Origin of the sequence: Borrelia hermsii DAH, from assembly GCF_023035675.1 — a bacterium.
Classification (GTDB): domain Bacteria; phylum Spirochaetota; class Spirochaetia; order Borreliales; family Borreliaceae; genus Borrelia; species Borrelia hermsii.
On the sequence record NZ_CP073136.1, the window covers coordinates 625,774 to 652,091 of the forward strand.

The 26,318-nt window shown below is 30.4% G+C and carries 19 protein-coding genes, 5 tRNA genes and 1 pseudogene; 18 read left to right on the plus strand and 7 right to left on the minus strand.

Annotated elements, in window-relative coordinates; translation table 11 throughout:
- Position 1 precedes the first annotated feature (1 nt).
- Positions 2–2,218 (minus strand): methyl-accepting chemotaxis protein, encoded by a 2,217-nt coding sequence (locus tag bhDAH_RS03000; protein ID WP_043924465.1) that lies wholly within the window; start codon positions 2,216–2,218, stop codon positions 2–4.
- Between the two features lie 199 nt (positions 2,219–2,417).
- Here bhDAH_RS03000 and bhDAH_RS03005 point away from each other — a divergent pair, with 199 nt between their 5' ends.
- Positions 2,418–4,616 carry a methyl-accepting chemotaxis protein gene (locus tag bhDAH_RS03005; protein WP_043924466.1) on the plus strand — a complete coding sequence of 733 codons (2,199 nt, stop codon included), beginning with the start codon at positions 2,418–2,420 and terminating at the stop codon, positions 4,614–4,616.
- Position 4,617: 1 nt separating this feature from the next.
- Here the strand turns inward: bhDAH_RS03005 and murB are convergent, their stop codons facing one another.
- On the minus strand, positions 4,618–5,535 hold the full coding sequence (murB, locus tag bhDAH_RS03010; RefSeq protein ID WP_012422353.1) for a UDP-N-acetylmuramate dehydrogenase: 918 nt from the start codon (positions 5,533–5,535) through the stop codon (positions 4,618–4,620).
- A 190-nt stretch (positions 5,536–5,725) separates the two neighbouring features.
- On the opposite strand from murB, the gene bhDAH_RS03015 reads away from it, so the two are divergent.
- From bhDAH_RS03015 to bhDAH_RS03030, 4 genes are read left to right on the plus strand one after another with little or no spacing between them, the layout of a single operon-like run.
- Positions 5,726–7,171 carry a cysteine--tRNA ligase gene (locus bhDAH_RS03015; protein WP_012422354.1) on the plus strand — a complete coding sequence of 482 codons (1,446 nt, stop codon included), beginning with the start codon at positions 5,726–5,728 and terminating at the stop codon, positions 7,169–7,171.
- Positions 7,172–7,174: 3 nt separating this feature from the next.
- Positions 7,175–8,731 carry a DNA-binding protein gene (locus tag bhDAH_RS03020; RefSeq protein ID WP_012422355.1) on the plus strand — a complete coding sequence of 519 codons (1,557 nt, stop codon included), beginning with the start codon at positions 7,175–7,177 and terminating at the stop codon, positions 8,729–8,731.
- The gene (gene glyA, locus bhDAH_RS03025) at positions 8,721–9,974 is read left to right on the plus strand and encodes a serine hydroxymethyltransferase (RefSeq protein ID WP_012422356.1); all 1,254 of its coding nucleotides are present in this window, start codon (positions 8,721–8,723) and stop codon (positions 9,972–9,974) included. The genes bhDAH_RS03020 and glyA overlap by 11 nt, the downstream gene beginning before the upstream one ends.
- Before the next feature lie 26 nt (positions 9,975–10,000).
- Complete coding sequence (locus bhDAH_RS03030) at positions 10,001–10,750, plus strand: J domain-containing protein (protein WP_012422357.1); 750 nt, start codon at positions 10,001–10,003, stop codon at positions 10,748–10,750.
- 109 nt (positions 10,751–10,859) lie between these two features.
- On the opposite strand, the gene bhDAH_RS03035 is transcribed toward bhDAH_RS03030, so the two are convergent.
- Positions 10,860–12,662 (minus strand): integrin-binding adhesin P66 family protein, encoded by a 1,803-nt coding sequence (locus tag bhDAH_RS03035; protein ID WP_012422358.1) that lies wholly within the window; start codon positions 12,660–12,662, stop codon positions 10,860–10,862.
- A gap of 180 nt (positions 12,663–12,842) precedes the next feature.
- Positions 12,843–14,345, minus strand: a complete 1,503-nt coding sequence (locus bhDAH_RS03040; protein WP_043924468.1) for a lactate permease LctP family transporter — start codon at positions 14,343–14,345, stop codon at positions 12,843–12,845.
- A gap of 79 nt (positions 14,346–14,424) precedes the next feature.
- On the opposite strand from bhDAH_RS03040, the pseudogene bhDAH_RS03045 reads away from it, so the two are divergent.
- The 13 genes and pseudogenes from bhDAH_RS03045 to bhDAH_RS03105 all read left to right on the plus strand — a co-directional run.
- Positions 14,425–15,369 (plus strand): annotated as a pseudogene (locus bhDAH_RS03045) (D-alanyl-D-alanine carboxypeptidase family protein); the annotation flags it as partial.
- The gene (locus bhDAH_RS03050; protein ID WP_012422361.1) at positions 15,369–15,530 is read left to right on the plus strand and encodes a hypothetical protein; all 162 of its coding nucleotides are present in this window, start codon (positions 15,369–15,371) and stop codon (positions 15,528–15,530) included. The pseudogene bhDAH_RS03045 and the gene bhDAH_RS03050, both read left to right, overlap by 1 nt.
- Positions 15,531–15,613: 83 nt before the next feature.
- On the plus strand, positions 15,614–16,105 hold the full coding sequence (locus bhDAH_RS03055) for a chemotaxis protein CheD (protein WP_025406652.1): 492 nt from the start codon (positions 15,614–15,616) through the stop codon (positions 16,103–16,105).
- 260 nt (positions 16,106–16,365) lie between these two features.
- Positions 16,366–17,787: a beta-Ala-His dipeptidase gene (gene pepD / locus bhDAH_RS03060; protein ID WP_012422363.1), complete on the plus strand. Its 1,422-nt coding sequence runs from the start codon at positions 16,366–16,368 to the stop codon at positions 17,785–17,787.
- A 107-nt stretch (positions 17,788–17,894) separates the two neighbouring features.
- A tRNA-His gene (locus bhDAH_RS03065) sits at positions 17,895–17,969 on the plus strand.
- Between the two features lie 17 nt (positions 17,970–17,986).
- A tRNA-Arg gene (locus bhDAH_RS03070) sits at positions 17,987–18,060 on the plus strand.
- Between the two features lie 57 nt (positions 18,061–18,117).
- Positions 18,118–18,198, plus strand: a tRNA-Leu gene (locus bhDAH_RS03075).
- 6 nt (positions 18,199–18,204) lie between these two features.
- A tRNA-Gly gene (locus bhDAH_RS03080) sits at positions 18,205–18,276 on the plus strand.
- A 48-nt stretch (positions 18,277–18,324) separates the two neighbouring features.
- On the plus strand, positions 18,325–19,671 hold the full coding sequence (gene tig / locus bhDAH_RS03085; protein ID WP_012422364.1) for a trigger factor: 1,347 nt from the start codon (positions 18,325–18,327) through the stop codon (positions 19,669–19,671).
- A 14-nt stretch (positions 19,672–19,685) separates the two neighbouring features.
- Positions 19,686–20,270, plus strand: a complete 585-nt coding sequence (clpP, locus tag bhDAH_RS03090) for an ATP-dependent Clp endopeptidase proteolytic subunit ClpP (protein ID WP_025406655.1) — start codon at positions 19,686–19,688, stop codon at positions 20,268–20,270.
- Positions 20,271–20,293: 23 nt separating this feature from the next.
- The gene (gene clpX / locus bhDAH_RS03095; protein WP_043924469.1) at positions 20,294–21,583 is read left to right on the plus strand and encodes an ATP-dependent protease ATP-binding subunit ClpX; all 1,290 of its coding nucleotides are present in this window, start codon (positions 20,294–20,296) and stop codon (positions 21,581–21,583) included.
- Entirely contained in the window at positions 21,558–23,963 is a 2,406-nt protein-coding gene (gene lon / locus bhDAH_RS03100; RefSeq protein ID WP_043924470.1) for an endopeptidase La, read from the plus strand. The genes clpX and lon overlap by 26 nt, the downstream gene beginning before the upstream one ends.
- A gap of 47 nt (positions 23,964–24,010) precedes the next feature.
- A complete protein-coding gene (locus bhDAH_RS03105; protein WP_172643768.1) occupies positions 24,011–24,157 on the plus strand; it encodes a hypothetical protein in 147 nt (48 codons plus the stop codon).
- Positions 24,158–24,180: 23 nt separating this feature from the next.
- Here bhDAH_RS03105 and rpsD read toward each other — a convergent pair whose 3' ends face one another.
- From rpsD to bhDAH_RS03120, 3 genes are all read right to left on the minus strand, one after another.
- On the minus strand, positions 24,181–24,807 hold the full coding sequence (gene rpsD, locus bhDAH_RS03110) for a 30S ribosomal protein S4 (RefSeq protein ID WP_012422368.1): 627 nt from the start codon (positions 24,805–24,807) through the stop codon (positions 24,181–24,183).
- Between the two features lie 20 nt (positions 24,808–24,827).
- Positions 24,828–24,901 (minus strand) — tRNA-Met (locus bhDAH_RS03115).
- 55 nt (positions 24,902–24,956) lie between these two features.
- On the minus strand, positions 24,957–26,270 hold the full coding sequence (locus bhDAH_RS03120; protein WP_012422369.1) for a cation diffusion facilitator family transporter: 1,314 nt from the start codon (positions 26,268–26,270) through the stop codon (positions 24,957–24,959).
- Between the last annotated feature and the right edge of the window lie 48 nt (positions 26,271–26,318).

Sequence of the window (26,318 nt, forward strand, 5' to 3'; positions counted from 1 at the left end):
GCTATTTTGTTTTAAATTGATTTGTATCTGTGTTAATTTCTGTAATATGGTTTGAATTTGTTGTTCCAAAAGTTTTGATGCTCTCAACTGCTTCTATTAGTTTTTTGATTTCTTCTTTTAGTCCCCTCATTGAATTTGAAACAGTGACATTAATTTCTTCTAAAACAGAAACTGCATTGATTATCTCTTTATTGCCTCTAAACATTTCATTTGAGCCTATTTTTACCTCATATGTTATTTCTCTCATTGTGTTTAAAGCTTTTAAAATTTCTTGGCTACCAATTGATTGTTCTTGCATGGTGTGATTGATTTCTTCTATGACTTGAACTACGAGGTTGATTGAGTTGAATATCTGATTGAAGGCTTTATTTGTTAATTCTGATGTTTTTACTGTCTGATTGATTGAATCCATTATTTCATTTATTGATGCTGCAACTGATTCTGATTGTGAAGTGACTTGTTCTGCAAGGTCTTTGATCTCTTCTGCAACGATTGCAAAACCCTTTCCAGCTTCCCCAGCATGAGACGCTTCGATGGCAGCATTCATTGATAGTAAGTTGGTTTGACTTGCAATAGATGATATTAATGCATTAGCTTCTTGCAGTCTAGTTGAATTTTTGTAAATATCTTTAATTTGCATTATAATTTCTTCTTGCTTTTTTCTCCCATCATCGGAAAACATTTTAAGCTCTTCTGTGCTTTTTGCAGCTTTTTGTGTTATTTCTGTGACTGATTGTATGCTTCCTATCATCTCTTCAATAGCTGAGGATGATTCTTCAACGCTTGCAGCTTGAGTTTCAATTGAATTGTCAAGTGATGCAATATTTTTAGATAAATTTTCTATTGTATTTGTTGTATTTGAAATAAATTCGACTTGTTTTTCTATTTCTCCTTGTGTTTTTTCTATATACTTATTTGAGTTTGTTATTGTATCGTAGGCTTTATTTATTTCATTAAAAAGTAGGTCGCCATTGTCTTTCAATAATTTTACTCTGCCTTGTAGTGAGTTTATTACGTTTTTTAAGTTTTCAATGAAATGACCGAAATAATTTATTGTGGCACTTATTGAGTCTTTTCCTTTTGATTCAATCTTGATGGTTAGATCACCTTCTTTAACTTTTGGAATGATCTGATTAAGCTTTTCTATTTTTGATATGATTAATTTTTTGATTGTGATTATCATGATTAATATAAATATTATTACGAGTAATATTATTATTGATATTGATATCAATTTGATGTTATTAAGTTCATTTGAAAATATATTATTATAGTTCATTTGTATTGCTAAATACCAAGATGAAGATGCAAGTCTTGTTATGGAGATTATGTTATTGTTGTAGCTAGTATTATAATTATTTTTTCTCTTAGTTATTGCATTGAGTAATGGAGTTGTTATTTTTGTATTATTTTCAAATAGACTATTTATGGATAATTTTATAGGTTTAAGTGTTTCTTCGTTTTGTTCGCCAAAAATATCCCCTTGACTGTTGATTGCATATATCTTGAAGTAATGGTAGCTTTTGTGTTGGTTTCCTTTTTCTAATAAAGATCTCTCCAAAAGCATAAATATATTTTTTCTCAGTTGTTTTATCTGTTCTAGTATGTCTGCATATAAAACAATGTATCCATCATGATTTATTATCATATCTTTTCCTGACTTTATGTTTTCATTACTTGTATTATGCAAATCGTTTTGATCTGGTTGAGGAATCTTGTAAAGCATTGGTATATAGGATTTATTATTTATTATTGTTAAATCTTGGTTTAATGTAAGCGTATGGTAGTTATCTGTATTATGACCCGTTTTCATTTCTTGTAATTTTATGTGGGTATTTAGTCTTCTTGCATCGCTTGAATACAATATTTTTCCATTTTTATTTGTGTATTCTATTATTTTTATATAAGATGGAAATAAGCTTAATTGGTCTATAGATATTACATTTTTTACATGTTCACTTTTTTGTGTGCCTAAGTGTTGATTATAATGCTTAACAAAGTCATCAATAGCGATTAACATATTTCTTGTATCCCTAGAGAAGCTTTTTATCATGATGTTATTTACAAATTTTGTAAAGCTTTGAAGTTCTTTTGTTATTATTTTTCTGTACCCGTGATCTAATAGTATGAAAATGGTCATGGCAATAATTATTGTATAGATTACAATAACAAGATTAAACTTATAAAAGAGAGTGGAACTAGAATGATTTCTTTTCACTTGAATCCTCACAAAACTTTTTACAAAATATTATAACTAACTAGTATTATATACATTTTATTATATAATTATATACATATATTGAAATAATAAAATGTATATTTTATTGAATATTTGTTGATTATTCATATGATATCATAATATTTTAACACAGCTTAAAAACTTTGTTTTTATGGGTTTAATTTTGGAGATTTTTTTTATGAATGAGGATTTGGTAAATGTTAAATTAAAAAATATGAGGTTTTCTCTCTATCTCATACTTTTTATTTTTATTTGCTTTGGTTTATTATTTTTAGGGCAAGCTTATTTAAACTATAGAAATAGGTATTTGGAGCGTGTTGAATCTGATTTTAAACTCTTTTCAAAGAATGTGGCTTTTCAGGTTAAAAACAAATATAATGGTGCTGTTGGTGTTTTAAAAAATCTTATTGCAAATGATAATGTTGTAAATGTTTTACGTAATGTTTCAAATGATTTTATTGCAAGTGTTGACTTGCGATTCATAGATTTAAGTACAAGTATTGCTCTATTTTTAAGCTCTAAGGGATTTAATGAGGCAAGCAAAGTTTTTCAGCATGTACCCCTTGAAGCGAATTCTTTAGAAGGAATTTTTTACATTCCTGTTGGACAAAATGTTTTGATTTCAAATAAAAATTTTTCGTTCTTGGGTATAAATAACATTATTGAAAATTCTATTTACTTGGTTCCTGCAAAGAAACGTGTTGCGTATTATTCAAGCTATAAGAGAGTAAAAAACAGGCTTTATTCTGTTGTAAGTATGCCGGTTATAGATGATGATTCTGCAGTATTGGGTGTGATCTGTTTTTTTGTTTGTTTTGACAATTTATTTAGTGATATTGCAAATCAATTTAATTCTTATCTTAAGTCTAGCAATAAACATTATGAATTTTTTGTGGTTGATAAGGAGTTTAATCCTTTATTTTTAAGTCTTAATGATTTAAATATTAATAATTTTGCAGAAAACTATGCAAGTAGTGTGTTAAGTAAGGTTATGGCTCTTACTAAAGAGAGTCCTAATATTTCCAGGGATATTTTAAAATATAAGACCTCTTCTTATTTTTTAAGTACTGCTCAGATTGATGGAAATGGAGTTCAAGGTATCATTTTGAATATGAGCTATCTTCCTCTTAGATTCCAATCGAATGCAATATTTTTCTTAGGGTTTATATTTTTTGTTTATCTGATTATATTTTATCTTTATAATAGATTCATTTTGCCCTTTATTAGAGATTTTAGGATGCTGATTAACTATAAAAAGGAAAGAGAGGACATTCTGAGTCTCGAGTCTGTTTTAGAAGTTAAATATAAATCTTTTATTTTTTCTTACATTAGTGCTGAATTTGATAGTTTATTTTCAAAAACTACTAATGTTAACAATAGCATTAAGGCTTATGTACAGGAATTGAGGAAGTGTTTAGCTGAGATAAGCATACCCGCAGAAAGTATAGATAAAATGCATAATAGTCTTGCTACTTACGATAGAATGGGAGATGCTTTTTCTAAGTTTGAGAAATCAATTATAAATATTTTAAAGGATTTTGAGTCAATATCTAATCCAATTAGTGAGCATAGTAAAAATATATTGGATATTGCTACTAGATTTGAAGAGAATGCTAATGTTTTTTATGGAATAGATAAGAATTTAGAGGTTTTTAGTAAGGTTGTTGCATCAAATTCTGCAAGTATTGATGATGTAAAGAATAAGGTTGTTGAATTGAATTCTATTTTTGAGAATATTAATAAAAATTTTTCTGAACTTTTATCTCAGACTAATAATCTTCAGAGTGCAAATAAGCTTTTAGTGTTAATATCGGCTCAGACTAATATGCTTGCAATGAATGCAGCCATTGAAGCTGCCAAGGCTGGAGATGCTGGTAAGAGTTTTGCTGTTGTTGCAGAGGAGATTAGAAAACTTGCTATTAATTCTGGAAAGTATTCGACAACTATTAAGGATGAGCTTAAAATGGTTAATAATATTATTTCAGTTATAAGTTCAGAGATTGATGCTATTTATAAGGATTTTATTGACATCCAGGATAATATTAATAATAACTCTGTGCAGCATGAGAGAATTAATGTTACCCTTGCTAAACATGTAAAGGAAATTGAAGAATTTAAAGATAAATATTTGTCCCATGATATCAAGATTAAAGATACTAAGAACATGTGCAAGGAGATATTTAATAGTTACTTTGTTATTAGTGGGAAGTTTAATAATTTAAATAATGATTTGGGTGAATTTGAGGTTTCTAAGATGAGTTTAGATGCATTAGAGTCTTTACGTGAACATATATCTTTGGTTAATGAATGTAGAGACAAAATTGCTAATATGAAAGATATTGTTGAAAATATTAATCATGAATTTTGGGGTATATAACTTAATTTTTGTCGTTAAATCCGATATATAGCACTTCTTCTTCAAGCAAAAACCCTGTTTTTATTTGAACTTCAGTTTTTACTCTCTCAATTAGGGTTTTAATATCTTTAGAGCTGGCATTATCATTATTAATAATAAAATTACCATGGTAGTGTGATACTGCTGCTCCCCCAATTTTTAGTCCTTTTAAGTGGCATTCTTCAATTATTTGCCCAGTAGGTTTTGAAAATTTTCTATTATTTTTAAATGTACTTCCGCTACTTGGGAAGAGATAGTGTCCTTTATCTATTCTATTTTGCTTATTTTGTTTCATAATCTCTTCAATATGTTTTTTATTGCCCTTTGCTAGGTTTAGGGTTGCTTTTAGTATTACAGTATTTTTGTTTTGAAAAGGGGAGATTTTGTATGAAAATTCACCTCTTTCAAATTTTTTGCAGATAGTTTTTCCATGCTCATCTATAAAAACAACTTGATCTAATATTTCAGAAATTTCGTTTCCAAAACACCTGGCATTCATCCAAATTGCACCCCCAAGTGTTCCAGGAAGTCCGTATATGAATTCTAATCCGCTTAATTCATTTTGTAATGCAAAATTGCATAAATCGTCAAAATTGGTTCCGCATTCAGCAATAATTTGATTGTCTTGAAGTTCAATTTTATTTAAGTGTCCAGTGTATATTATGGGAAAATCAATTTCCCCCCCATCGTTTATTAGCAGATTGGAGCCCCCTCCTAAAATAAATATTTTGATTTTTTCTTCTATTGCTACTTTGAAAATATGTTCTGTATCTTTGATTGTTTTGGGCGTTAAGAATAATTTGGAAATTCCCCCTATTTTATAGGTTGTATAGTTTGCAAGATTTTTTGTTTTAGGTTTAATGTTAATTTTTTTAAGGAAATTATTTATGTTTTTTGACATGTTTTCTAATTTTATATTGAATTATTACTTTTTTCAAATTTGAAGTAACATTTTTAGGTGTGATTTGGGTAAATTTGTCAAATTGTTTTAAATATAATAAACTTAGTATAGTAAGCTATATAGAGATTATGTTAATCGTAATTTATTTTAGTATTTTTGATCTCTAGAATTAATTTTTTTCACGGGATGTATGCTTCTTAAGTTATATAATACAAAAACAAAAAGTTTATCTGATATAAAAAATTTTAGTGATACTAAGGTTTACGCTTGTGGTCCTACTGTTTATAATTATGCCCATATAGGTAATCTTAGAACATATATTTTTGAAGACCTGCTTATTAAGTCTTTAAGGTTGCTAAAATATAATGTTAATTATGCAATGAATATTACTGATATTGGTCATTTAACAGGCGATTTTGATGAGGGGGAAGATAAGGTAGTTAAAGCCGCAAGAGAGAGAGGACTTACAGTCTATGAAATTAGCAGATTTTTTACAGAAGCTTTTTTTGATGATTGTGCAAAATTAAATATCGTTTATCCTGATAAGGTGCTTGTTGCAAGTGAGTATATTGCTAGTATGATAGAAGTGGTCAAAGTTCTTGAGCAAAATGGATTTACTTATTTTGTTAATGGTAATGTTTATTTTGATACGTCTCGTTTTAATGGTTATGGGCAGATGGCTGGTATTAATCTAAATAATTTTGGGCGTTCTTCTGTTTCTAGAGTTGAGATAGATCTTTCAAAAAAGAATAAATCAGACTTTGTTTTGTGGTTTACAAATTCAAAATTTAAAGATCAGGAAATGAAATGGGATTCGCCTTGGGGATTTGGTTATCCAAGTTGGCATTTAGAATGTGCAGCAATGAATTTAGATTATTTTAAGAGTACTCTTGATATCCATTTAGGGGGAGTTGATCATGTTGGGGTTCATCATATAAATGAAATAGCAATAGCGGAATGTTACTTAAATAAGATGTGGTGCGACATGTTTGTTCATGGTGAATTTTTGATTATGGAAGATGAGAAAATGTCAAAATCAAATAATAATTTTATTACCATTAAAGACTTAGAATCCGATGGATTTTCACCTTTAGATTTTAGATATTTTTGTTTAACTGCACATTATAGAACTCAACTTAAGTTTACGTTTAGTAATCTGAGAGCTTGCAAGATAGCTAGAGAAAATATGCTTAATAAATTGACGTTTTTTTATTCTTCATTAAGTCAATTTGACATGGCATTGCTTAATAAAAATTGTGAGAATATTGAGTCTGTTTCAGAGAATAAATACTATAATAATTTTTTGGAAAAAATAGCTTTTGATTTAAGTATTCCTCAGGCATTAGCCTTGCTATGGGATATTGTTAAGGATGATGATCTAAGTGCTCTTTTAAAACTTCTCCTTGCATTTAAATTTGATGAAGTTTTATCCCTTGGTTTAAAGGAAGGAGTGCTTAGAGAAATTGAGAGGGATAGGGTAAATATTGATGATACTATGCATTCTTTGATTGAAGAGAGACGGCTTGCCAAGTTAAGAAAAGACTTTAAGCGTGCTGATGAGATTAGAGAATATTTTCGCTCTAAGGGTTTTGTGTTAATTGATACTGAAGAAGGGACTAAGGTTAAAAGAGGGTAGTTTTTGGCAGTATTTTTTAAGAGTCAATCTATTATTTTAAGTTTTATTTTTTTAATTTTTTTAAGTTTATTTGTTTTTTCCGGATTTTTATTTTATTTAAAGCCTGTAATTTATGAAATATCACCAATGCCCGCTTCACATGAAAATGTAATTGTAATTAAAGGGCGTAATTTAGGCAATAAGATTGGAGAGGTTAATATTAATAATCATTATTTAACTAAAAGTAGTATTATTAGTTGGAGCAATAAGAAGGTAGTTTTTAGAATTACAGATGAAATCTCTTCAGGCCTTGTTTTTGTAAAGAGCGAGGAAGGGATTAGTAATGAACTTTTTCTTGTAATTAGTAGGCAAGTTCCAATTAAACTTGAAGAGAAAACCAAACCTTTTCTTTTTGATACTGAGAATCTGGTTTTAATGACAAATGTTCCTGTTACATTAAGAGGCAAAAATTTAATATCAGATTTTGCTGTTGTTGAGATATTTATTCAAACAAAACATGAACTTTATAAAATCCTTTCCAGAGATATATTGACATTGAGTCAAGAGGAAATAAAGTTTATTCCTCCAAAGACTTTGCATATTGATGGTGAGATTTTTTTACTAGTTGACGGAGTTGAAAGTAATAGAATTCCTTTTAATTTTGATAAAAATTTTTTTATGTGGAATTTAAAGAGAAGTAGAAATTTTAAAATATTTCATGAAATTTATTTTGTTCAGGCTAATAGTAAGGAGGATTCTAGTGCGATATCAGATGACATTAATTTTAATGTTTTTTATTTAAGTCCAATTGAAAATGAAAGACAAAAAATTAAATTTTCAGATAATAATGGAAGTGTATTGGATTTAGATAATTTATTTTTTAAAAGTTTGAAGTCAAATACATATCATTTAAAATTTGAAGTTGAGACTTATAAATTGGATTTAGATATTTTTGATAGAAATGCTTTAAAGCGTATTAAAGTAAATACGGATAGTGATATGTATGAATTTAAAACTTATGTTTTAAATAAGAGGAATCGTTATTTATCTTATGATTCACTTGACTTAAGTCCAATTAACTTAAATATAAATAACAGGGATTCAGCTTATGAATTGGCAAAATCTATTATTGATGCTTTAATTTTGCATTTTACGGTTATAGATAATGATTTAACTTTGGATGAGTCTATTAAAATGAGAGAGATTTCAGCTGATAATTTGATCTTGCTTACGAATTTATTGTTTTTACGAAATAATATACCTTTAAGAAACGCGGTTGGATTTTATTTTGATTCTAAATCTTCTAGTCTTAAGAAACATATTTGGTGTGAATTTTTTTTAGAGCATGTTGGATTTATTTATTTTGATATAGTAAATGCAGTATTATTTAGAGATAGTTCTAATTATTTTTTGAATATGTCAGAGAATTATATTCATTATGGGTATAAGGAAGATTATGATGATGACTTATTGGCTGATGAATATTTTGACCTAGTATTGTTTAAATATAAAAGCTTGACAAATAGTAATTATTCTTTGAATTATAGGATTACTTTGGAGGAAAATATTAATGATAGATAGCATTTTATTTGATTTAATTGAAAGGGAAGTTAAGAGGGAGAAAGAAAATATTGAATTAATTGCTTCAGAAAATTTTGTCTCATCAGATGTAAGAAGGGCTGTTGGAAGTATTTTGACTAATAAATATGCTGAGGGTTATCCTTCAAAGAGATATTATGGTGGATGCTTTGTTGTTGATGATATTGAAAGTTTGGCTATATCACGGGCAAGAGAGCTTTTTGGTGCAAATTATGCCAATGTCCAACCTCATAGTGGTTCTCAAGCTAATATGGCTGCTATAATGGCACTTATTAAGCCTGGGGATAGAATTCTTGGAATGGAATTGTCTCATGGTGGTCATTTAACCCATGGTAGTAAAGTTAGTTTTTCTGGGATGTTCTTTGACGCATATTCTTATGGAGTGTCAAGGGAATCTGAGATGATTGATTATGATGATGTTAGAAAAATAGCTAAAGAATGTAGACCCAATTTAATAATTGCTGGTGCTTCTTCTTATTCAAGGGAAATTGATTTTAAAAAATTTCGTGAGATAGCGGATGAAGTTTCAGCTTATCTTTTGTGTGATGTTGCCCATACAGCAGGTCTTATTGCTACAGGTTTTCATAATTCTCCTATTGATGTTGCACATTTAACTACAAGTACTACCCATAAGACTTTAAGGGGGCCTAGAGGAGGATTAATTCTTGCAGGTAGGGAATCTAGTATAATAGTAAATTATAATAATAAAGAGAGAAGACTGGAGGATGCTGTTAATTCTTGTGTTTTTCCAGGAACCCAGGGTGGACCCTTAATGCATGTTATTGCAGGTAAAGCAGTGGCTTTTAGAGAAGCTTTGATGGAGGATTTTAAGGATTATATTTCTAGGGTCATAAGTAATACCAAAGCTATGGCTGAGTGTTTTATTTCAGAAGGTTTTAGGATAGTTAGTGGTGGAACGGATAATCATTTGTTTTTAGTTGACCTTGGTATTTTGGGTATTACGGGAGCTGATGCTGAGAAGGTTCTTGAAAGAGTAAACATTACTCTTAATAAGAACGCAATTCCTTTTGATTCAAAGAATCCTTCTGTAACTTCTGGTATTCGAATTGGTGCTGCTGCTATTACTTCAAGAGGTTTAAATAGAGATGATTCTATTAGAGTTGCTCATTTTGTTATTAGGGCTTTAAAGACTAAATCCGAAGATGAGCTTAAAAAAATAAAACGAGACGTCATAGAATTTATTAGCAGTTTTGATATGCCTTAATTTTGATTTGCAGGTTGTTTATTTAGGTGTCTAATTTGTTTCAAATTTTCTTGTTGTTATTGCCATTTATTTTAATTCTTAGTCCCTTTCTTTTAAGTGTGTTTTTCATATTTTTTATTTTTTTTATAATCTCCAGCATTTTAGGTGGATTTAGGATATACACAACAAGAGATTACTCTTATTCTAAATCAAGGGAATTTGAATTTTATAAATTGTCTTTTTTACTAATGGCCAAGTTGATTTCTATTTTGGGGTCAATGACTGGTGAGCAATTAAATTATATTAATTTTATAATTAGTTCGCTAAATTTATCCGAGAAACATAAGACAGAACTTTATAATATATTTCATTTTTCTGTTACTCAGAACAGAAATGCAGACAAAATATTATATACGCTGAAGCTTGGATACTTTCAGCATAAAGATCTTTTTGTATGGCTTGTCTCAGCTCTTAAAGAGATTAATAATTTAGCTAGATATGGAAACTTGGAAGGGGACAAATTTATTCGATATGTTAGTTCGTTTCTTGAACTTGATTTTGAAAGTTATGATACTTATAAAAATATTAATATAGAGATTGTTAATCCTTATGAGGTATTGGGTTTGAAGTATAATGCTAGTGATGATGACATAAAGAAGGCTTATAAAAGATTGGTTATACAATATCATCCAGATAGATTTGCAAATGAACCTATTAAACAAAAAGAAGCGAATGAAAAATTTATTAAGATTCAAAATGCTTATGAAAAGATTTGCAAAGAGCGAAATTTAAAATAGTAATGATGCCACTGATTGCATTTAACCCATATATAGTATTTTATATTTTAAATAAATTTGATAGATCGTTTAAAGAGTAGAAATCTACTCTTTAAACGATCTATCAAATTTATTCATTAAAATTTACTTTAAGTTGTAGGAAAACACTTCCCTTTTGGTCTTTTCTTGCGAAAAGATCGTTTGAGTCCCATCCAAGTGATATTGTGGTTAATTTGATGAATTTATCTAGCTCTAATCCAGCTTTTAAATATAGGCTTTTGTCTGAACCTTTAAGTGATCCTAAAAAATGAGTACCTACATATGGAATTATATGTGCATTTTGTGATCCAGATTCAACAGGTATTGCGTAATCGATGTATAGAGCACCTCCAATCTTGGCCGCATCAGCAAATGAAACCGATTGATTATTGGTAGTAGTAGCAGTAGTATTGGGCGTGAGAATAGTTATTATATCATCTGATTGAGGTCGTTCTTTTAATAGCTCATAAACCCCAATTGAGGCTATCCATCCAAGACCAGGAATAATGCCTTTTTTGTTATCTTCATAAGTTGAAATCTCAGCATTGAAGGTTTGAAATGCTTTTGCAGCGATTTCCTGTATTACTTTGTTTGAAGATGTAGGCTTATATAAGTTTTGTCCATAGGTAATACCAATTCCAATTCCAGATTTTTTGCCTTGTGTGCCAAATATTCTTTTACTGTAAGAGCTACCTCCACTAATTGACCATGATTCTTTTTCACCTTCATCTGTATTCCAAGCTAAACCGATACCAGTTCCTATGGAAAATGCAAAATTAGTGGTTCTCTTTGTATCAAATTGAAGTTTATTCTCTTTTGGATTGAATTGAGACTTGTCATCTGTATTTGCTTTTTTGGAGATGTGTCCAAGTATAGAGAAATCACTGGCAAATGGATCTATTCCTAAATCAGAGCCTGTTTGTAATAAGAGGTAAGTATTTCTGTTATTGATTTTTGTAAGACCAAGTTTGTAAGTAAATCCGATAGAGGTCATAATAGATGCATTTGATAAAGTTGGACTAACTAGATCTGATCCAGCAACAGCTGTGTCTTGAAGACCATATGTTATTGATGAATGATTAAATGTTGAATTTCCGATTGCTCCTGAGATTCCAAAGTTTAATTCAAATGGAGTTTCTGCAATGACATCTGAGCTGTATTGTTCTAATTCATTTTTTATTGGCTTCCATTTTACCTGAGTTCCATAAAGCATGCCTTGATAGGTATCGTTGTAAGGAGTTTCTTCTTTTTTCTTTTTATCAGCCTCTGAATCGTTAGCATTTTTTTGATGGTTTCTGTTACCCGTTCCTGTTGCTCCAATTGCAAGCACAAGTTCTAATTGTGGAAGAGTGTATCCAAACTGAAGTGAGCCTATTTTTTTTGCTGTACCTCTTGCAAGAATTGTTCTTCTTGTTGCGCTGTTATTGCTTGGGAAACCGTAATATTTGCTTTGAATGCTAGTCATTGGCGCAAAACTAAATAATGATTCTTGATTAAAATCAAAATTAGTCATTGATTCCATTTTAAGATAGAAATCATACATGTTTATTTTTGCTGTAATATTGCCTACATTAATTTTAAGTATGGCATCCTTTTTCCCTTGAGCTTTTATAAATAAATCCTCTATTTTAATGTAAGCTGAGAAAGGATCATCCTTGCCTACTTCTTTATTTTTTTCAAATGGTGTAAATTTAAATCCTATCTGGCTTTTATTTTCCAAACCAGGAATGAGTTCATCCATATCAAATCTAAATTCACTGCTGTTTTCGAATGTGAATTTAGGACTCCATGGATTTGATTTAGGTGCATCTGTATTTAAATCGTCTGCAAAAACTGTGGTAGTGCTTAGCAGTATTATCAAGACATATAATATGATCATTTTTTTCATTTTCATATCTCCTTTGTTGTAAGATTTAGGGCTTCGTTAGAAGTTTTAAATAATATGTATTTTTGTCTTTGGGTATTCATGATATTAATTCTTAGATAAAAGTTCAAGTGTTAATATGGTTTATATTGATTTTTAATAAATAAGACTAACAAAATAACTATGTTAGTCTTATTTATTAGATATTATTTATAATAAAAAGTGAACTAAAATGCCTGATATAAAAATATAACCAAGAGCGTATGCTATGGTTTTTGATAATAATTTTCCTTCTTGCCCAATAAGTCCTGCGGTTGTTGTTGCTATTGTAATATTTTGAGGTGAGATCATTTTGCCCCCTGTTGCTCCTGTTGTGTTTGCGGCCGCAAGCCAGTAAGGATTGACATCAATATTTGCTGCAATTTGTGTTTGCAGGGGTCCAAATAGAACATTTGAAACGGTATCGCTTCCTGTTAAAAAAGTGCCCAGAGCCCCAATTAATGGACTAAATAATGGGTATGATGTACTTGTCAGTGTTGATATGCCATCTGCTAAGTCTTTTATCATGCCGCTATGTGTCATCAATCTTGATATTGATACTATGCAAATAATTACAAAAGAAGATAATGCCATTTTTTTTATTGTAAGTCCAAATGTTTTTAGTTGTTCAACTATCGAAACTCCTCTGATTGAGTAAGACACTACTGTTGCAAGAATAATTAGGGGGCCTGGTGAGGTTAGCCATTTAAATTGTAGTGGATTTGTTCCTGGATAAATTGAAAGAGTAGTTTTAAAGTTTGATAGATATTTATTTATTCCATAGAAGAGTGGTGAAACAATTATTATGAGTGAGACTATCAAAATGTAGGGCAAGCATGCAAGAAAGCCTTGCATTACTGATACTTTTATGTTGTTATTAGTTGTACCTTTTTTTTCAAAAAGCTTTGCATAAATTATTGTTATTGCCATTGCGGGTATGCTTCCAAGTATTGCGGGAAGCTCTGGGCCTAAGGTTTTTGAAACATAAACTTGGGATATTGCTATTGATGCTCCTGAGAGTAGTGTAAGGATAAACATTCCTCCCTTAAGAGCTTTGATCCCCCCTCCTACAAGCATAACTAGTATAAATGGTATGACAAGAGTTGGCAGTATTAGTTGCAAAGATACATCATATGATAACCTCATAACATCTAATCCTGTTGCTTGGGCTAGAGATATTATAGGGATTCCTACTGAACCATAGGCAGTTGAAGAGGTGTCCATGATTAAACATATAAGACAGGCAAAGAATGGTTCAAATCCCATTGCTATTAGTATTGATACGGGAATTGCTACGGCAGTTCCATATCCCGCAACTCCTTCTAAGAAATTACCAAATCCCCACGCTACAAGTAAAACTATTATTCGTTTGTCAGAGGATACATTTGATAACATGGCTTTTATAATTTTCATGTCATTTTGACTTTCAGCCATTTTATATGTGAAGATAGCAGCTATAATTACAATAATTATTGGCCATATTCCCATTATTGTTCCCTCAAATATTGCAAGACTCGTATTAGCTATTCCTAGATTCTTATCAAGTAGGACTATTGCCATGGTGACTATTAAGCATATTGGTATCACGTAGTATGCTGGTTTTTTTATTATCCCAAGTCCAATGATTATTAGCATAATTGGTACTAAGGCTTTAATGAAATCATAAAAATTCATAATAAGATATGCGCTCCTTTTTAGATTTACCATTTAATTTTATAACAAATTTTTATACAATAACACATAATATTGCTTTATGAAAATTGTCTTTACTATTCTAAGCTTTTTAATTTTATTTAGTATATTTGGTAAGCTTTTCTCAATTGATTTATTTGATATTGAGAGAGTAACTGAAGATGCTAAATCAGTTGTTTTGATTGATTATGATACTAAACGTATTTTTTATGCCAAAAATCCAAATTTAGTTTTTCCACCAGCATCGCTTACTAAGCTTGTTACTATTTATACTGCTTTAGTTGAGGCAAGAAAAAAAAATATAGATTTAAAGACTATTGTTCCTATTAGCAGTGCCGCATCGTATTATAATCTGCCTTTAGGTTCTTCATTAATGTTTTTAGAAGAGGGTCATAAGGTGAATTTTGAGGAGTTGCTTAAAGGTCTTGTGATTTCTTCAGGTAATGATGCTGCTATTGCAATTGCTGAATTTATAGTTGGGAAGAATTTAAGCAATTTTGTTAATTTAATGAATATTAATGTTTTAAACTTGGGACTTGTAAATATGAATTTTGTTGATACATCGGGTTATTGCAATGGTAATCAGATCACAGCATTAGAAATGGCATTGTTTGCAAGAACTTACATAGAGGAATTTGAATTTATGCTTGCTATACATTCTCTTAAAGATTTTATTTATCCAAGGTCTGAAAATTTAGGCAATACTTCTTCTTCAAAGATGTTAAATTTAAAACAAGAGAATAGAAATGTTTTGATATTTAATTATCCTTATGCTGATGGATTAAAAACCGGTTATATTAAGACATCTGGTTTAAATTTAGTCGCTACAGCCAAAAAAGATGATATAAGATTAATAGCGGTTGTCTTGGGGGTTAATAAGGGAATTAATAGCGTTGGAGAGAAAAAGCGTGCCTTAATTGCACAGAAATTATTTGAATATGGCTTTAGTAATTATTCTCGATTTCCTTTCATTGGTAAAATTAGAAAAAAGATCTATAATGGGACATGGTAAATATTTCTTTTAAAAAGCTTTTTAATCTTTTTTTTGAAGAGATACAGTTTAAGGCAGTAGAGTCTAGTATAAAAGCATTAATTGCTCCACTTGAAAATAATGAGGTAGTGGGAATATTAATTTTGGATACTTTTAACTTAGAGGTGCTAAATTGATTTGTTTAGTTGCGTTTAAGAGTTATAAATTTTAATAGCATTTATGGATGTTTATAAAAAATTTTAAGAGAGTAATTGATTTTATGTTAAATCATTTTAATTTTAAATTAAAGAGAGATGTTACAATAATAGTGCCAGGTGAAGCTTTTGTGTCAAATGATAGGGTTATCTCTACGATACTTGGTTCTTGTGTTGCTGTTGTACTTTATGATGAGATGCGTAAGCTTATAGGAGTAAATCATTATGTACTAGTGAAATCTGATTCAGTGATTAATGCTGCACAGAGAGGTAGATATGGGGTTTATGCTATTCCTATGTTAATTGATGCTATGCTAGGGAGTGGTGCATCAAAAAGTAATCTTAAAGCCAAACTTTTTGGAGGTGCTAACTTTATGGCCAAAGAGACAATAAGGGTAGGTATTGAGAATTCAGAGTTTGCCCTTAATTCATTAGCCAAATATGGTATTCCGGTTGTAGCTTGCGATTTTGATCAGTCTAAATCCAGAAAGATTTTTGTTTTTCCTGAAAATTTTAGGGTTATTGTGGAATACCCAGATGGTGCTAAAGTTTTCTAGCTTGCCTTAAATTAATTTAGGCTTCATGAGTTTCAGTGTGTGATTGTTATTAATGATGGGATTTTTTAATTGTTGGTAGGTATTAGGTGTAGGAAAGCTAAGCTTATTTAATTGATTTGTTTATACAAATTTGCCATTCTAAAAAAGTGTATTTATTAATTCTTACTTAATTTATTAGAAATTAAGTTTTGAAGTATGTTATGATGGTAGCATGTAATAAATATGTTTAATGATAAGTTTGGTTTTATTAGAGGATAAGGATGGAAAATGTTGTAATTCGTTATTTTAAGCAAATATCTCAAATTCCTAGATGTTCAAAAAATTTAAAAGGTATTAGTAATTTTATTAAGGAAGAAGCTAAAAAATTTGGATATTCCTTTAAGGAAGATGGTATAGGCAATATTGTAGTTGGGGTTAAGGCTAATGGCTGTAGCAATATGTTGCCTATTATTTTGCAAGCCCATACAGATATGGTTTGTGAAAAAAATGAATCTGTTATGCATGATTTTGAAAAAGATCCGATCAACATCATTGAAGATAATGGATATTTTGTTGCATCAGGTACTACTCTTGGTGCTGATGATGGGATTGGGGTTGCTATGATGCTTGCCATTATGAGTGAGTCTTTGACTTTTAAACATCCTGATTTGGAACTTCTTTTTACTGTTGATGAGGAAATAGGGCTAATAGGCGCTATTGGACTTGATCCTAATTTATGTAGTGGGAAGATGTTGATTAATCTTGATGGAGAAGAAGAGGGTTATTTTTTAGTTGGTTGTGCTGGCTCTCGACTTGTTCATATTAACTTTGAACCGCAATATAGACAAAGTAGAAAAAAAACAGGTGTTGAGATTTTTTTTACAGGTCTTAAAGGGGGCCATTCTGGTGCGGATATTCATATTGATTTAGCAAATTCTTTGAAATTGATGTTTTTTGCTTTAAATACCCTTAGAGCAAACATGGAATTTGAGATTGGATATATATCTGGTGGAGATAAAAGTAATGCGATTCCTAGGGAGGCAAAAGCATTAATATTAATTGAAGCTGAGCATTATGTTTTATTGGAGAGAGAATTAAAGTCATTTAAGCGTCATGCACAAGAGATGTATACTCTTGATTCTGATTTTGAAATTCTTTTAAGGAGAGTAAATTTTTCTGGTAATGTTTTGGATGATATGTCTCAAGATAAGCTTTTAAATATGGGCATGGCATTTTTGCATGGGGTTCAAAAGGTTGAAAATTATGATGAAAAACTTATTAGAACGTCTCTAAATTTTGCTAGTCTTTTAAAGGTTGGTAATGAGTATCAGTTTATATTTACAATAAGGTCTTTGTTAGATATTGAGAAGGAATATATCTTTAATCATTTAAAGGCTATTAGTGATCTTTCTGGTGCTAATTTAAGAATAGTTTATGATTATTCTTCCTGGAAGCCAGCTGAGAATAGTAAACTTTTAAATCATCTTAAGAATGTGTATAAAGATATGTATTTAAAAGAGGCTAAAACTGTAGTGATTCATGCTGGTCTTGAGACTGGAATAATATCTGCAAAATTTGGAGGAATAGATTCAGTTACAATTGGACCTTGGATTAAGTCTCCCCATACACCACGGGAACGGGTTGATATTGCTTCAACTATTAGGGTTTATAATTTCTTGAAGAGAAGTTTAGAGACTTTATAAATTTTGTGTTTTATATTGCTTGATTTTGAATATATGTTTCAGTTGACTTACTCTTTGAATATATATAAAATAAGTTTACATGTAATTGAGTATAGTTGAGTATAATTGGTGGTTGTAGCTCAGTTGGTAGAGCGCCGGATTGTGGTTCCGGACGGCGCGGGTTCAAGTCCCGTCAGTCACCTTTTATTTTTGTTAGACTGCACCCATGGCTCAATTGGATAGAGCGTTGGACTTCGAATCCGAAGGTTGCAGGTTCGAATCCTGCTGGGTGTGAAACATTAGTTTTATACTTGAAAAAGCTTTTTAAGTTTTGTATACTACCTAAGGTATGCAGGAGTGGTGGAACTGGCAGACACGCTAGACTTAGGATCTAGTGCCCTGGGCATGTGGGTTCGAGTCCCACCTTCTGCAAGAAATGCGAAAGTAACTCAGGGGTAGAGTGTCACCTTGCCAAGGTGGAAGTCGCGGGTTCAAATCCCGTCTTTCGCTTAAATTTAGTAATAATTAACATTAGTGCATTTTAATTAGAGGAATAATGTGATATTAAATGATGATGTGAAATTGATTCCTGGTTCTAAGGTTGAAGCTGTTATTAAAATTTCAAAAGAATTTGTTAAAGGTAAATACAACGAGATTTTACAAGATTATTCTTCTCGTCTTAAGATTAAAGGTTTTAGGATAGGAAAAGTTCCTTTTAGTATTATTGAAGGCAAATATTCTGATAATATAAGAGCTCTTACTATAGAAAAACTTATTCATAAGTCTTTAGAAGAATTTTTTAAAAGTGCAACTTATAAACCATTAGGTTATGCTGTTCCTAAAATATTAGATGAAAAATTAGAAATAGATTTCAATAAAGATTTTGAGTTTACTGTTGTTTATGAGGCTTATCCTGAATTTGAGATACCTGATATCTCTAATGTTGAGGTAGAAATTCCAGAAGTTACCGTTTCTGATTCTGATGTAGAGGACGAGCTTAAATTATTACAACTTGAAAATGCAATGGTTGTTGATGATAGTGGTGATGTTAAGGTAGGCAGTATTGTTAGAGTAGATTTTGTGGAACTTGATGATTCTTTAAGTGAGATCTTAACAACTAAGAGGCAAGATTTTGTTTTTACTGTTGGTGAGTCTAATAATTATTATGGATTTGATAATGACATCATTGGAATGAAGAAGGATGAAGAGAAAATAATAGAGAAAAATTATAGTGCTGATTATAAATTTAGTGAGCTTGCTAATTCTTTTAAGAGATTAAAGATTATTATTAAAGATATAAAGAAGCGTGATATTCCTGAACTTGATGATGATTTTGCAAAGGATATTAAAGATAGTTTTAATACATTAGAAGAGCTTAAGGCCCACATAAGAGAGAATATGTTAAGGCTTGTTAAGGAAAAGAGAGAATCTCTTAAGCTTTCAAAATTGTTGTCCGATGTTTCAGAGAAGCTAAACATAGAGATTCCCTCTGCTATGTTTGAGGCTGAACTTAAAAATGTTGTAAACGAATTTTCAACTCAAAATAAGATTGATCTTAAGAAGTTAAATGATTCTTCTATGGGGTTGGAAGGTGTTAGTGATGTTTTTAAGGAGAATGTACTTAAGAAGTTAAAGTCTAAGTTAGTTTTCCAAAAGATAGTAGATAATGATTTAACAGAAATTACAGATGCTGATTTAGAAGATGAACTTGTTAAACAGGCTGAGGATACAAAGATGAGACTTTCGGAGATTAAGAAATTTTATCAAGAGAAAAATTTGCTTGGAATTTTAAAAGATGAAATTAAGAGGCAAAAGGTTAAAGATAAAATTTTGAAAAATGTGAAGGAAATTAAACTTAAAGAAATTGCCTTTAGAGATTTTATTAATTATAAAACAGGTGAATAATGATAAGAGAATATATGCATAATTTAGTGCCTACTGTTGTGGAGTATACTGGAAATTATGAGCGCGTATTTGATATATATTCAAGATTGTTAAGGGATAGAATAATTTTTTTGAGCGGTGAGATTAATGATATAAGAGCAGATACGGTCATTGCTCAACTTCTTTTCTTGGAGTCTGAAGATTCTAAGAAAGATATATATGTTTATATAAATTCTCCTGGAGGTAGTATTACTTCAGGACTTGCAATCTATGATACTATGCAGTATATCAAACCAGATGTAAGAACGATTTGCATTGGACAGGCAGCTTCAATGGCTGCATTCCTGCTTGCAGGAGGTGCTATAGGCAAACGAGAGTCATTATCATATTCAAGAATAATGATTCATCAGCCTTGGGGTGGAATAGGCGGTCAAGCTAGTGATATTAGTATACAAGCAAATGAAATTATAAGGCTTAAGAGATTAATAATAGATATTATGTCTAATAAGATAGGGGTTTCTAAAGAAAAATTATCTCTTGATATCGAGCGAGATTATTTTATGACACCAAAAGATGCTCTTGATTATGGCATTATTGATGGTATCTTGGTAAGAAATTAGTTTTATTTTGGGTGAGATTTTATATGGCAAAAAGTAAAAGTCAAAAAATTGAAGGGTGTTCTTTTTGTGGGCGTACTAATGCTGAAGTTGAAGGACGAATTATTTCAGCAAAGTCTGTTGCTATTTGTTTTGAATGTTCTAAAATATGTCATAATCTTTTTAAAGAAGATACAGAAAAACCTGAAAGGGGTAGATCTTCAAGATCCCTTCCAACCCCTAAGCAACTTAAAAGTCATTTAGATAAATATATTATTGGACAGGAAGATGCAAAGAAAGTATTGTCCGTTGCTGTTTATAATCACTATAAGAGGATATTTAGAGGTAACAAAAAGGAGAGTGGAGTTGAACTTGAGAAATCTAATGTATTGCTTGTAGGTCCTACTGGGAGTGGTAAAACTTTACTTGCAAAAAAGTTGGCAGATGAGATGAATGTTCCGTTTGCAATAGCGGATGCTACAACGCTTACTGAGGCTGGATATGTTGGAGAGGATGTTGAGAATATTTTACTTAAGTTGATTCATGCTGCTAATGGAGATGTGAGTTTTGCAGAAAGAGGTATTGTTTACATAGATGAAATAGATAAGATTGCAAAAAAAGGTGAAAATGTTTCAATTACAAGGGATGTATCTGGAGAAGGTGTGCAACAATCTTTATTGAAAATAATTGAAGGCACTATTGCAAATATACCTCCAAAGGGTGGGAGAAAACATCCTTATGAGGAGACTATTGAAATCAATACGCAAGACATACTATTCATATGTGGTGGGGCGTTTGTGGGACTTGAAAATATTATTAAAAGAAGAATTAATAAAAGTTCCATTGGCTTTTCATCTGTTGGTAAACAAGATTCAAGGGAAAATAATTCTTTAAAATACTTAGAAATGGAAGATTTGGTTAAATTTGGACTCATTCCAGAATTTGTCGGTAGGCTTCCTGTACATTCTTATCTTGAGAAGCTAGAAAAGGAAGATTTAATTAAAATATTAATTGAACCTGAGAATTCTATCGTGAAACAATATTATCATATGTTTAAAATGGATAATGTTGAACTGGTATTTGAAAGGGATGCGCTTAATGCAATTGCAGAAGAAGCCATGTTAAAAAATACAGGTGCTAGAGGTTTGCGTTCTATTTTAGAAGAATTACTTAAAGATGTGATGTTTGAGATACCTTCAACTAAGCAAATTAAAAAAGTTATTGTTACTAAAGAGTCTGTTTTAAATAGCAATATTGAGCCCTTTATTTTGACAGGAAGGCATGTTCATAAGCCTTGGGCAAAAGAACTTTATGAAATCAATTCTAAATCTAATTAATTCTAAGAGAGATGATCTTCCAGTTATTCTCTTAAGACAAAATGTTTTTTTCCCCAATGTAACTTTATGGGTTAATTTTGATGATAGTGTTTCGATTAATGCAATATATCAGTCTATGTTGGAAGGTAGATTGATCTTATTTTTTTGTGTTAATGATCTTAAATCTGATAATAATGGCAAAATCAGTTTAGAAAATTTATATTCTATTGGTACTTATGCAAAAATTATTCAAGTTGTAAAGGTTACTGAAACTTTGATAAAAATTTTAGTCAACTTTCAGGATAGAGTTATTATCAAAAATTTTTTAAAAAAGAAGAATTACTTTAGAGCAAAGGTTGATTTTATATCTGATAAATGCGAATTTAATAGCGAACTTTTTACTTATTCTAAATTTTTAAGAGAAGCTTATGATACTTATAAATCTTATTTGTCCGTTAACACATTAGAAGATGATGAGAGTAATAATTTGTTTGATAGTCCAGCTAAGCTTGTTGATGTTATAGCGTCTAATATGAATTTGGAATATAAGGTCAAGGTAGAACTTTTACAAGAATTAGATGTCAAAGTTAGGATAGAAAAATTGATCATAAATTTAAGTGTTGAGACTGAGCTTTTAATGCTTAAAAAAGATATTAAGACCAAGGTTAAGACTAGACTTGATAAGGGGCAAAAAGAATATTTTTTGAATGAGCAACTTAAGGAGATTCAGAAGAGATTAGGTAGGGATGAGAACGATTATCTTGAGAGATTGAACTGTAAAGATATTCCTGAGGATATTAAACCTAGAATTGAAAAGGAAATCTCTAGATTGACTCGTATGAATACAAATTCACCGGATGCTAATATTGTTAGGAATTATGTTGAATTGTTACTTGACCTGCCTTGGAATGAAAATACTGTGATGAATAATTCTTTAAGAGAAATTGAATTTATTTTAAAGAATGCTCATTATGGTATGGATAAGGCTAAAGAAAAAATAATGAATTTTTTAGCTGTTTATCATATTAATTCTAAGGTTCAAGCACCTATTTTGTGTTTAGTTGGTCCACCCGGTACTGGGAAAACTTCTGTTGCATTATCTATTGCTAAGTCTCTTTCTAGAGAATTTGCAAAAATTTCTCTTGGTGGGTTAAGAGATGAAACGGAGATTAGAGGACATCGGAGATCTTATGTTGGAGCTCTCCCGGGGGTTTTTATTAATGCAATCAAAGTTGCGGGGAAATCTAATCCCGTGATTCTTCTTGATGAAATAGATAAGATTAACAGTACTTATAAGGGAAATCCGGAATCAGCACTTTTAGAAGTTTTAGATGCTGAGCAAAACTCTAAATTTGTTGATCATTATTTAGAAATTCCTTATGACCTCTCTAATGTGTTATTTGTAGCAACGGCCAATTCTCTACATGAGATTTCTAGACCTCTTCTTGACAGGATGGAGATCATTAAGATAGAAGGATATTCTTGTGTTGAAAAATTAGAAATTGCAAAAAATTTTTTAATACCAAAGATAATTAAAGAAAGTTTTTTAAGTAAAGTTTATATAAAAATAGAGGATGATGTTGTTTTGCATATAATTAGAAACTATACTATGGAGTCTGGAGTTAGGAGTTTGAAGAGAGTTTTGACTAATTTGTTTAGAATGGTTGTAAGAGAATTGCTTTATGTTTACTCAAGGGAAGATATAATTGAAGGAAATTTTTATTTTCCAAGTTCCTTGATGCATGGCAATAATTCACTCTTTACTCATGATCCTGATATTCCTGGTATTTACAAAATAATTAATATGAGTAATTTTCATTTTTATGTGGATTGTGAATATAAATTTAATTTAATTAGGATTGATTCTTCTGGATTTGTTTATGGGCTTGCCTGGACAAGTTATGGGGGTGCTGTACTTCCTGTTGAGGCTATTAAATTTGATAGAAAAGGAGATATCATTTTAACAGGTAGTCTTGGCGCTGTTATGAAGGAAAGTGCACAATTAGCTTATTCTGTTGTAAAGACCTATTCTTCTGAACTTAATTTGGATATAAATGAGATTCCCGAAATTCATCTTCATTTTCCAGAAGGAGCGACACCAAAAGATGGCCCTTCTGCTGGAATTACTATTGCAACAGCCATAGCTTCTGTCTTGTCTGATAAAAAAGTGCCCCTAGATCTCGCTATGACGGGAGAGGTTACTCTTAAAGGTTCAGTTCTTCCTGTGGGAGGCATTAAGGAAAAAGTGCTTGCAGCTTATAGGCATGGTATAAATAGAATTATTATTCCAAGGGATAATGAGAAAGATTATATTAAGCTCCCAGAAGATATTAGGGATAATATTAATGTTAAATATGTATCTCATTTAGGAGAAGTGTTTGATTATTTAAATATCATTTAGTAGAATTATTTAGAGTTTTATGTGTTAAAATTTATTAAGGAGTAAATATGAAAGATGGAGTTAGAAAGCCTTCAGGTAGTAGGGCGGCATTTAATTCTCAAGATCCTGCTAAAAATGTAATTAAAAATAGCTTTTCGCCTTTTTCAAATAGCAATTTTGGAAAGAGTTTTACTAAGAAGAAAAAAGGCAAGTAGCATGTTGCATGCTACTTGCTGACTTATGCTCTCTTGGAATAGTATTCGACAATCATTTGTTCATTTGCAAGAGTAGGTATTTCATCTCTTGATGGAGGGCGGGTTATCTTTACATTTAAATCATCGGCATTGACTTCTATCCAAGTTGGTAATTTTCGAAGAGTTGATGTTTTTTCTATGTTAGATCTAACTAGCTTCTTTAGGCTATCTTTTTCTTTTACTTGGATTATGTCGTTTGCTCTTAGGGTAATAGATGGAATTGTAACCCTTCTCCCATTAAGCATGATAATTCCATGTGAAACTATTTGTCTTGCGTGAGCTCTTGAAATAGCAAATCCAGCTCTGTATACAACATTATCGATTCTTCTCTCAAGTAATGCTAAAAGATTATCCCCTGTAACTCCATGTTGCCTTCTTGCTTCCTTGAAAATATTGGTAAGCTGTCTTTCACTTATACCATAAGTAAACTTGACCTTTTGTTTTTCTATTAGTTGCTTTCCGTATTCTGTGATTTTAGCTCTCCTAGAGCGTCCATGCATTCCAGGTGGATTAGGTTTCTTTTTAAGTAATTTATCGTATTTGGGTTGTTCGAAGATATTGATACCAAATCGTCTTACTAACTTTCCTTTAGCTATATTTTTTCTGTTCATTAATTCCTCACATCTTCAAATAGCAGGGGTAGGACTTGAACCTACGGCCTTCGGGTTATGAGCCCGACGAGCTACCAAACTGCTCCACCCTGCGTCTTGCAATATAATTTAACACAATTTTACTTGAAGTGTCAATTGATTTTGTCTTGTTATATTAAAATGTATATTTCACATATTTCTTTATGGTGTTTCTTTATTGTATATTTCATTTTTTCTGTTTTTTGTATCAAACTTTTTAAGCCGTTTTCATAGCTTAAATCTAGTTTGATGTAGAGACTTAAGTCATTTCCTTGATAGAAAAAATTGAGTTCTTTGAAATTTATATTAATATTTTTTAATGTGTTTTTTATTTCTCTTTTTAAGTTTATGTTTTGTCTTGATAGAAGGTTGTTAGCATTGTTTATAATTACGTGTAATCCTTCTTTGATCATTATAAAACCAATACATATAGATATTATTTTATCAAATCCTGTCCATACATAATTTGCAAGCAATAAGCTTAGTGTGGTACCTCCATGAGAGAATATACAATTTTTATCAGATGATGATAATGCTAGAAGCAAATAGTTGTTATATCTTTTGCCGATTTGAAATTTTATCAAATATTCAATTATCTTTACTAGGAAGAATATAAAGGGTATTAATGGTATCCAAATGCTTTTTTTTAAAGAATTATTTGAAAATATTTCTAATATGTTTTTTTTATCTTCATGATAATGATCATGGTGATAATGATCATGGTGATGATCATTATCACCATGATGATGAAGATGCAATCCAGATTCACTTCTAAAATTAATTAATTTGTTAAGTCCCGTTGTGCTTAAAAATATTGTAAATCCTGAGATTATTATAATTATTCCTATAATAAATGCTATGAGGTTTTCCATTTTTTTATATCCATAAGGATAATAAATTGTTTCAGGTCGATTTGTAATTTTTAAACTAAAATAGGTAATTGTAGATAGGATAAAATCTGATGTAACATGAAGTGCATCTGCTATTAGTGCAAATGAACTAAAAATAACCCCAACAGTAAGTTTAGATATTATTGATGCTACTTCTGCTAATACTGATATAAATCCTATTCTCATTATAAGTGTATTTTTTTTTGTTTCATAAATTAAATCTTTTTCATATACATTATTGTTATTTTCAAATCCTAAATTTTTAAGTTCTTCTTTTATGTCATTAATTGTGCATAAAATTTTTTGCAATTTATTTTTTTTGCCATAATAAATTAGGTTATGAATGAGTACCCTCTCTATTCCTTCTGCTTTAAAATTTGGATCAATATAAAAATCATTAATTTTAATCTCTTTATCTTGTATTTGAGCTTTTAGATATGAAATTGTCTTAATATTATTTTCTGTGTAAACTATATAAATTTCGTTTTTTTTTAGGACGGCAAGTTTTAAGTGAGCGCATTTATTGGTATTTTTATCGTTAATTATCTTGATCATATTTGCACTTTCTCCTTTTTTTGTTGCATAATCCTATTATGTGTAAAG

Coding starts and splice junctions, on each gene's coding strand:
- bhDAH_RS03120 (WP_012422369.1), bottom strand. CDS start 26,270: ATGATCAAGATAATTAACGATAAAAATACCAATAAATGCGCTCACTTA.
- bhDAH_RS03055 (WP_025406652.1), top strand. CDS start 15,614: ATGTTAAATCATTTTAATTTTAAATTAAAGAGAGATGTTACAATAATA.
- bhDAH_RS03040 (WP_043924468.1), bottom strand. CDS start 14,345: ATGAATTTTTATGATTTCATTAAAGCCTTAGTACCAATTATGCTAATA.
- bhDAH_RS03005 (WP_043924466.1), top strand. CDS start 2,418: ATGAATGAGGATTTGGTAAATGTTAAATTAAAAAATATGAGGTTTTCT.
- pepD (WP_012422363.1), top strand. CDS start 16,366: ATGGAAAATGTTGTAATTCGTTATTTTAAGCAAATATCTCAAATTCCT.
- bhDAH_RS03035 (WP_012422358.1), bottom strand. CDS start 12,662: ATGAAAATGAAAAAAATGATCATATTATATGTCTTGATAATACTGCTA.
- bhDAH_RS03015 (WP_012422354.1), top strand. CDS start 5,726: ATGCTTCTTAAGTTATATAATACAAAAACAAAAAGTTTATCTGATATA.
- lon (WP_043924470.1), top strand. CDS start 21,558: ATGAAATCAATTCTAAATCTAATTAATTCTAAGAGAGATGATCTTCCA.
- clpP (WP_025406655.1), top strand. CDS start 19,686: ATGCATAATTTAGTGCCTACTGTTGTGGAGTATACTGGAAATTATGAG.
- bhDAH_RS03105 (WP_172643768.1), top strand. CDS start 24,011: ATGAAAGATGGAGTTAGAAAGCCTTCAGGTAGTAGGGCGGCATTTAAT.
- murB (WP_012422353.1), bottom strand. CDS start 5,535: ATGTCAAAAAACATAAATAATTTCCTTAAAAAAATTAACATTAAACCT.
- bhDAH_RS03050 (WP_012422361.1), top strand. CDS start 15,369: ATGGTAAATATTTCTTTTAAAAAGCTTTTTAATCTTTTTTTTGAAGAG.
- glyA (WP_012422356.1), top strand. CDS start 8,721: ATGATAGATAGCATTTTATTTGATTTAATTGAAAGGGAAGTTAAGAGG.
- rpsD (WP_012422368.1), bottom strand. CDS start 24,807: ATGAACAGAAAAAATATAGCTAAAGGAAAGTTAGTAAGACGATTTGGT.
- clpX (WP_043924469.1), top strand. CDS start 20,294: ATGGCAAAAAGTAAAAGTCAAAAAATTGAAGGGTGTTCTTTTTGTGGG.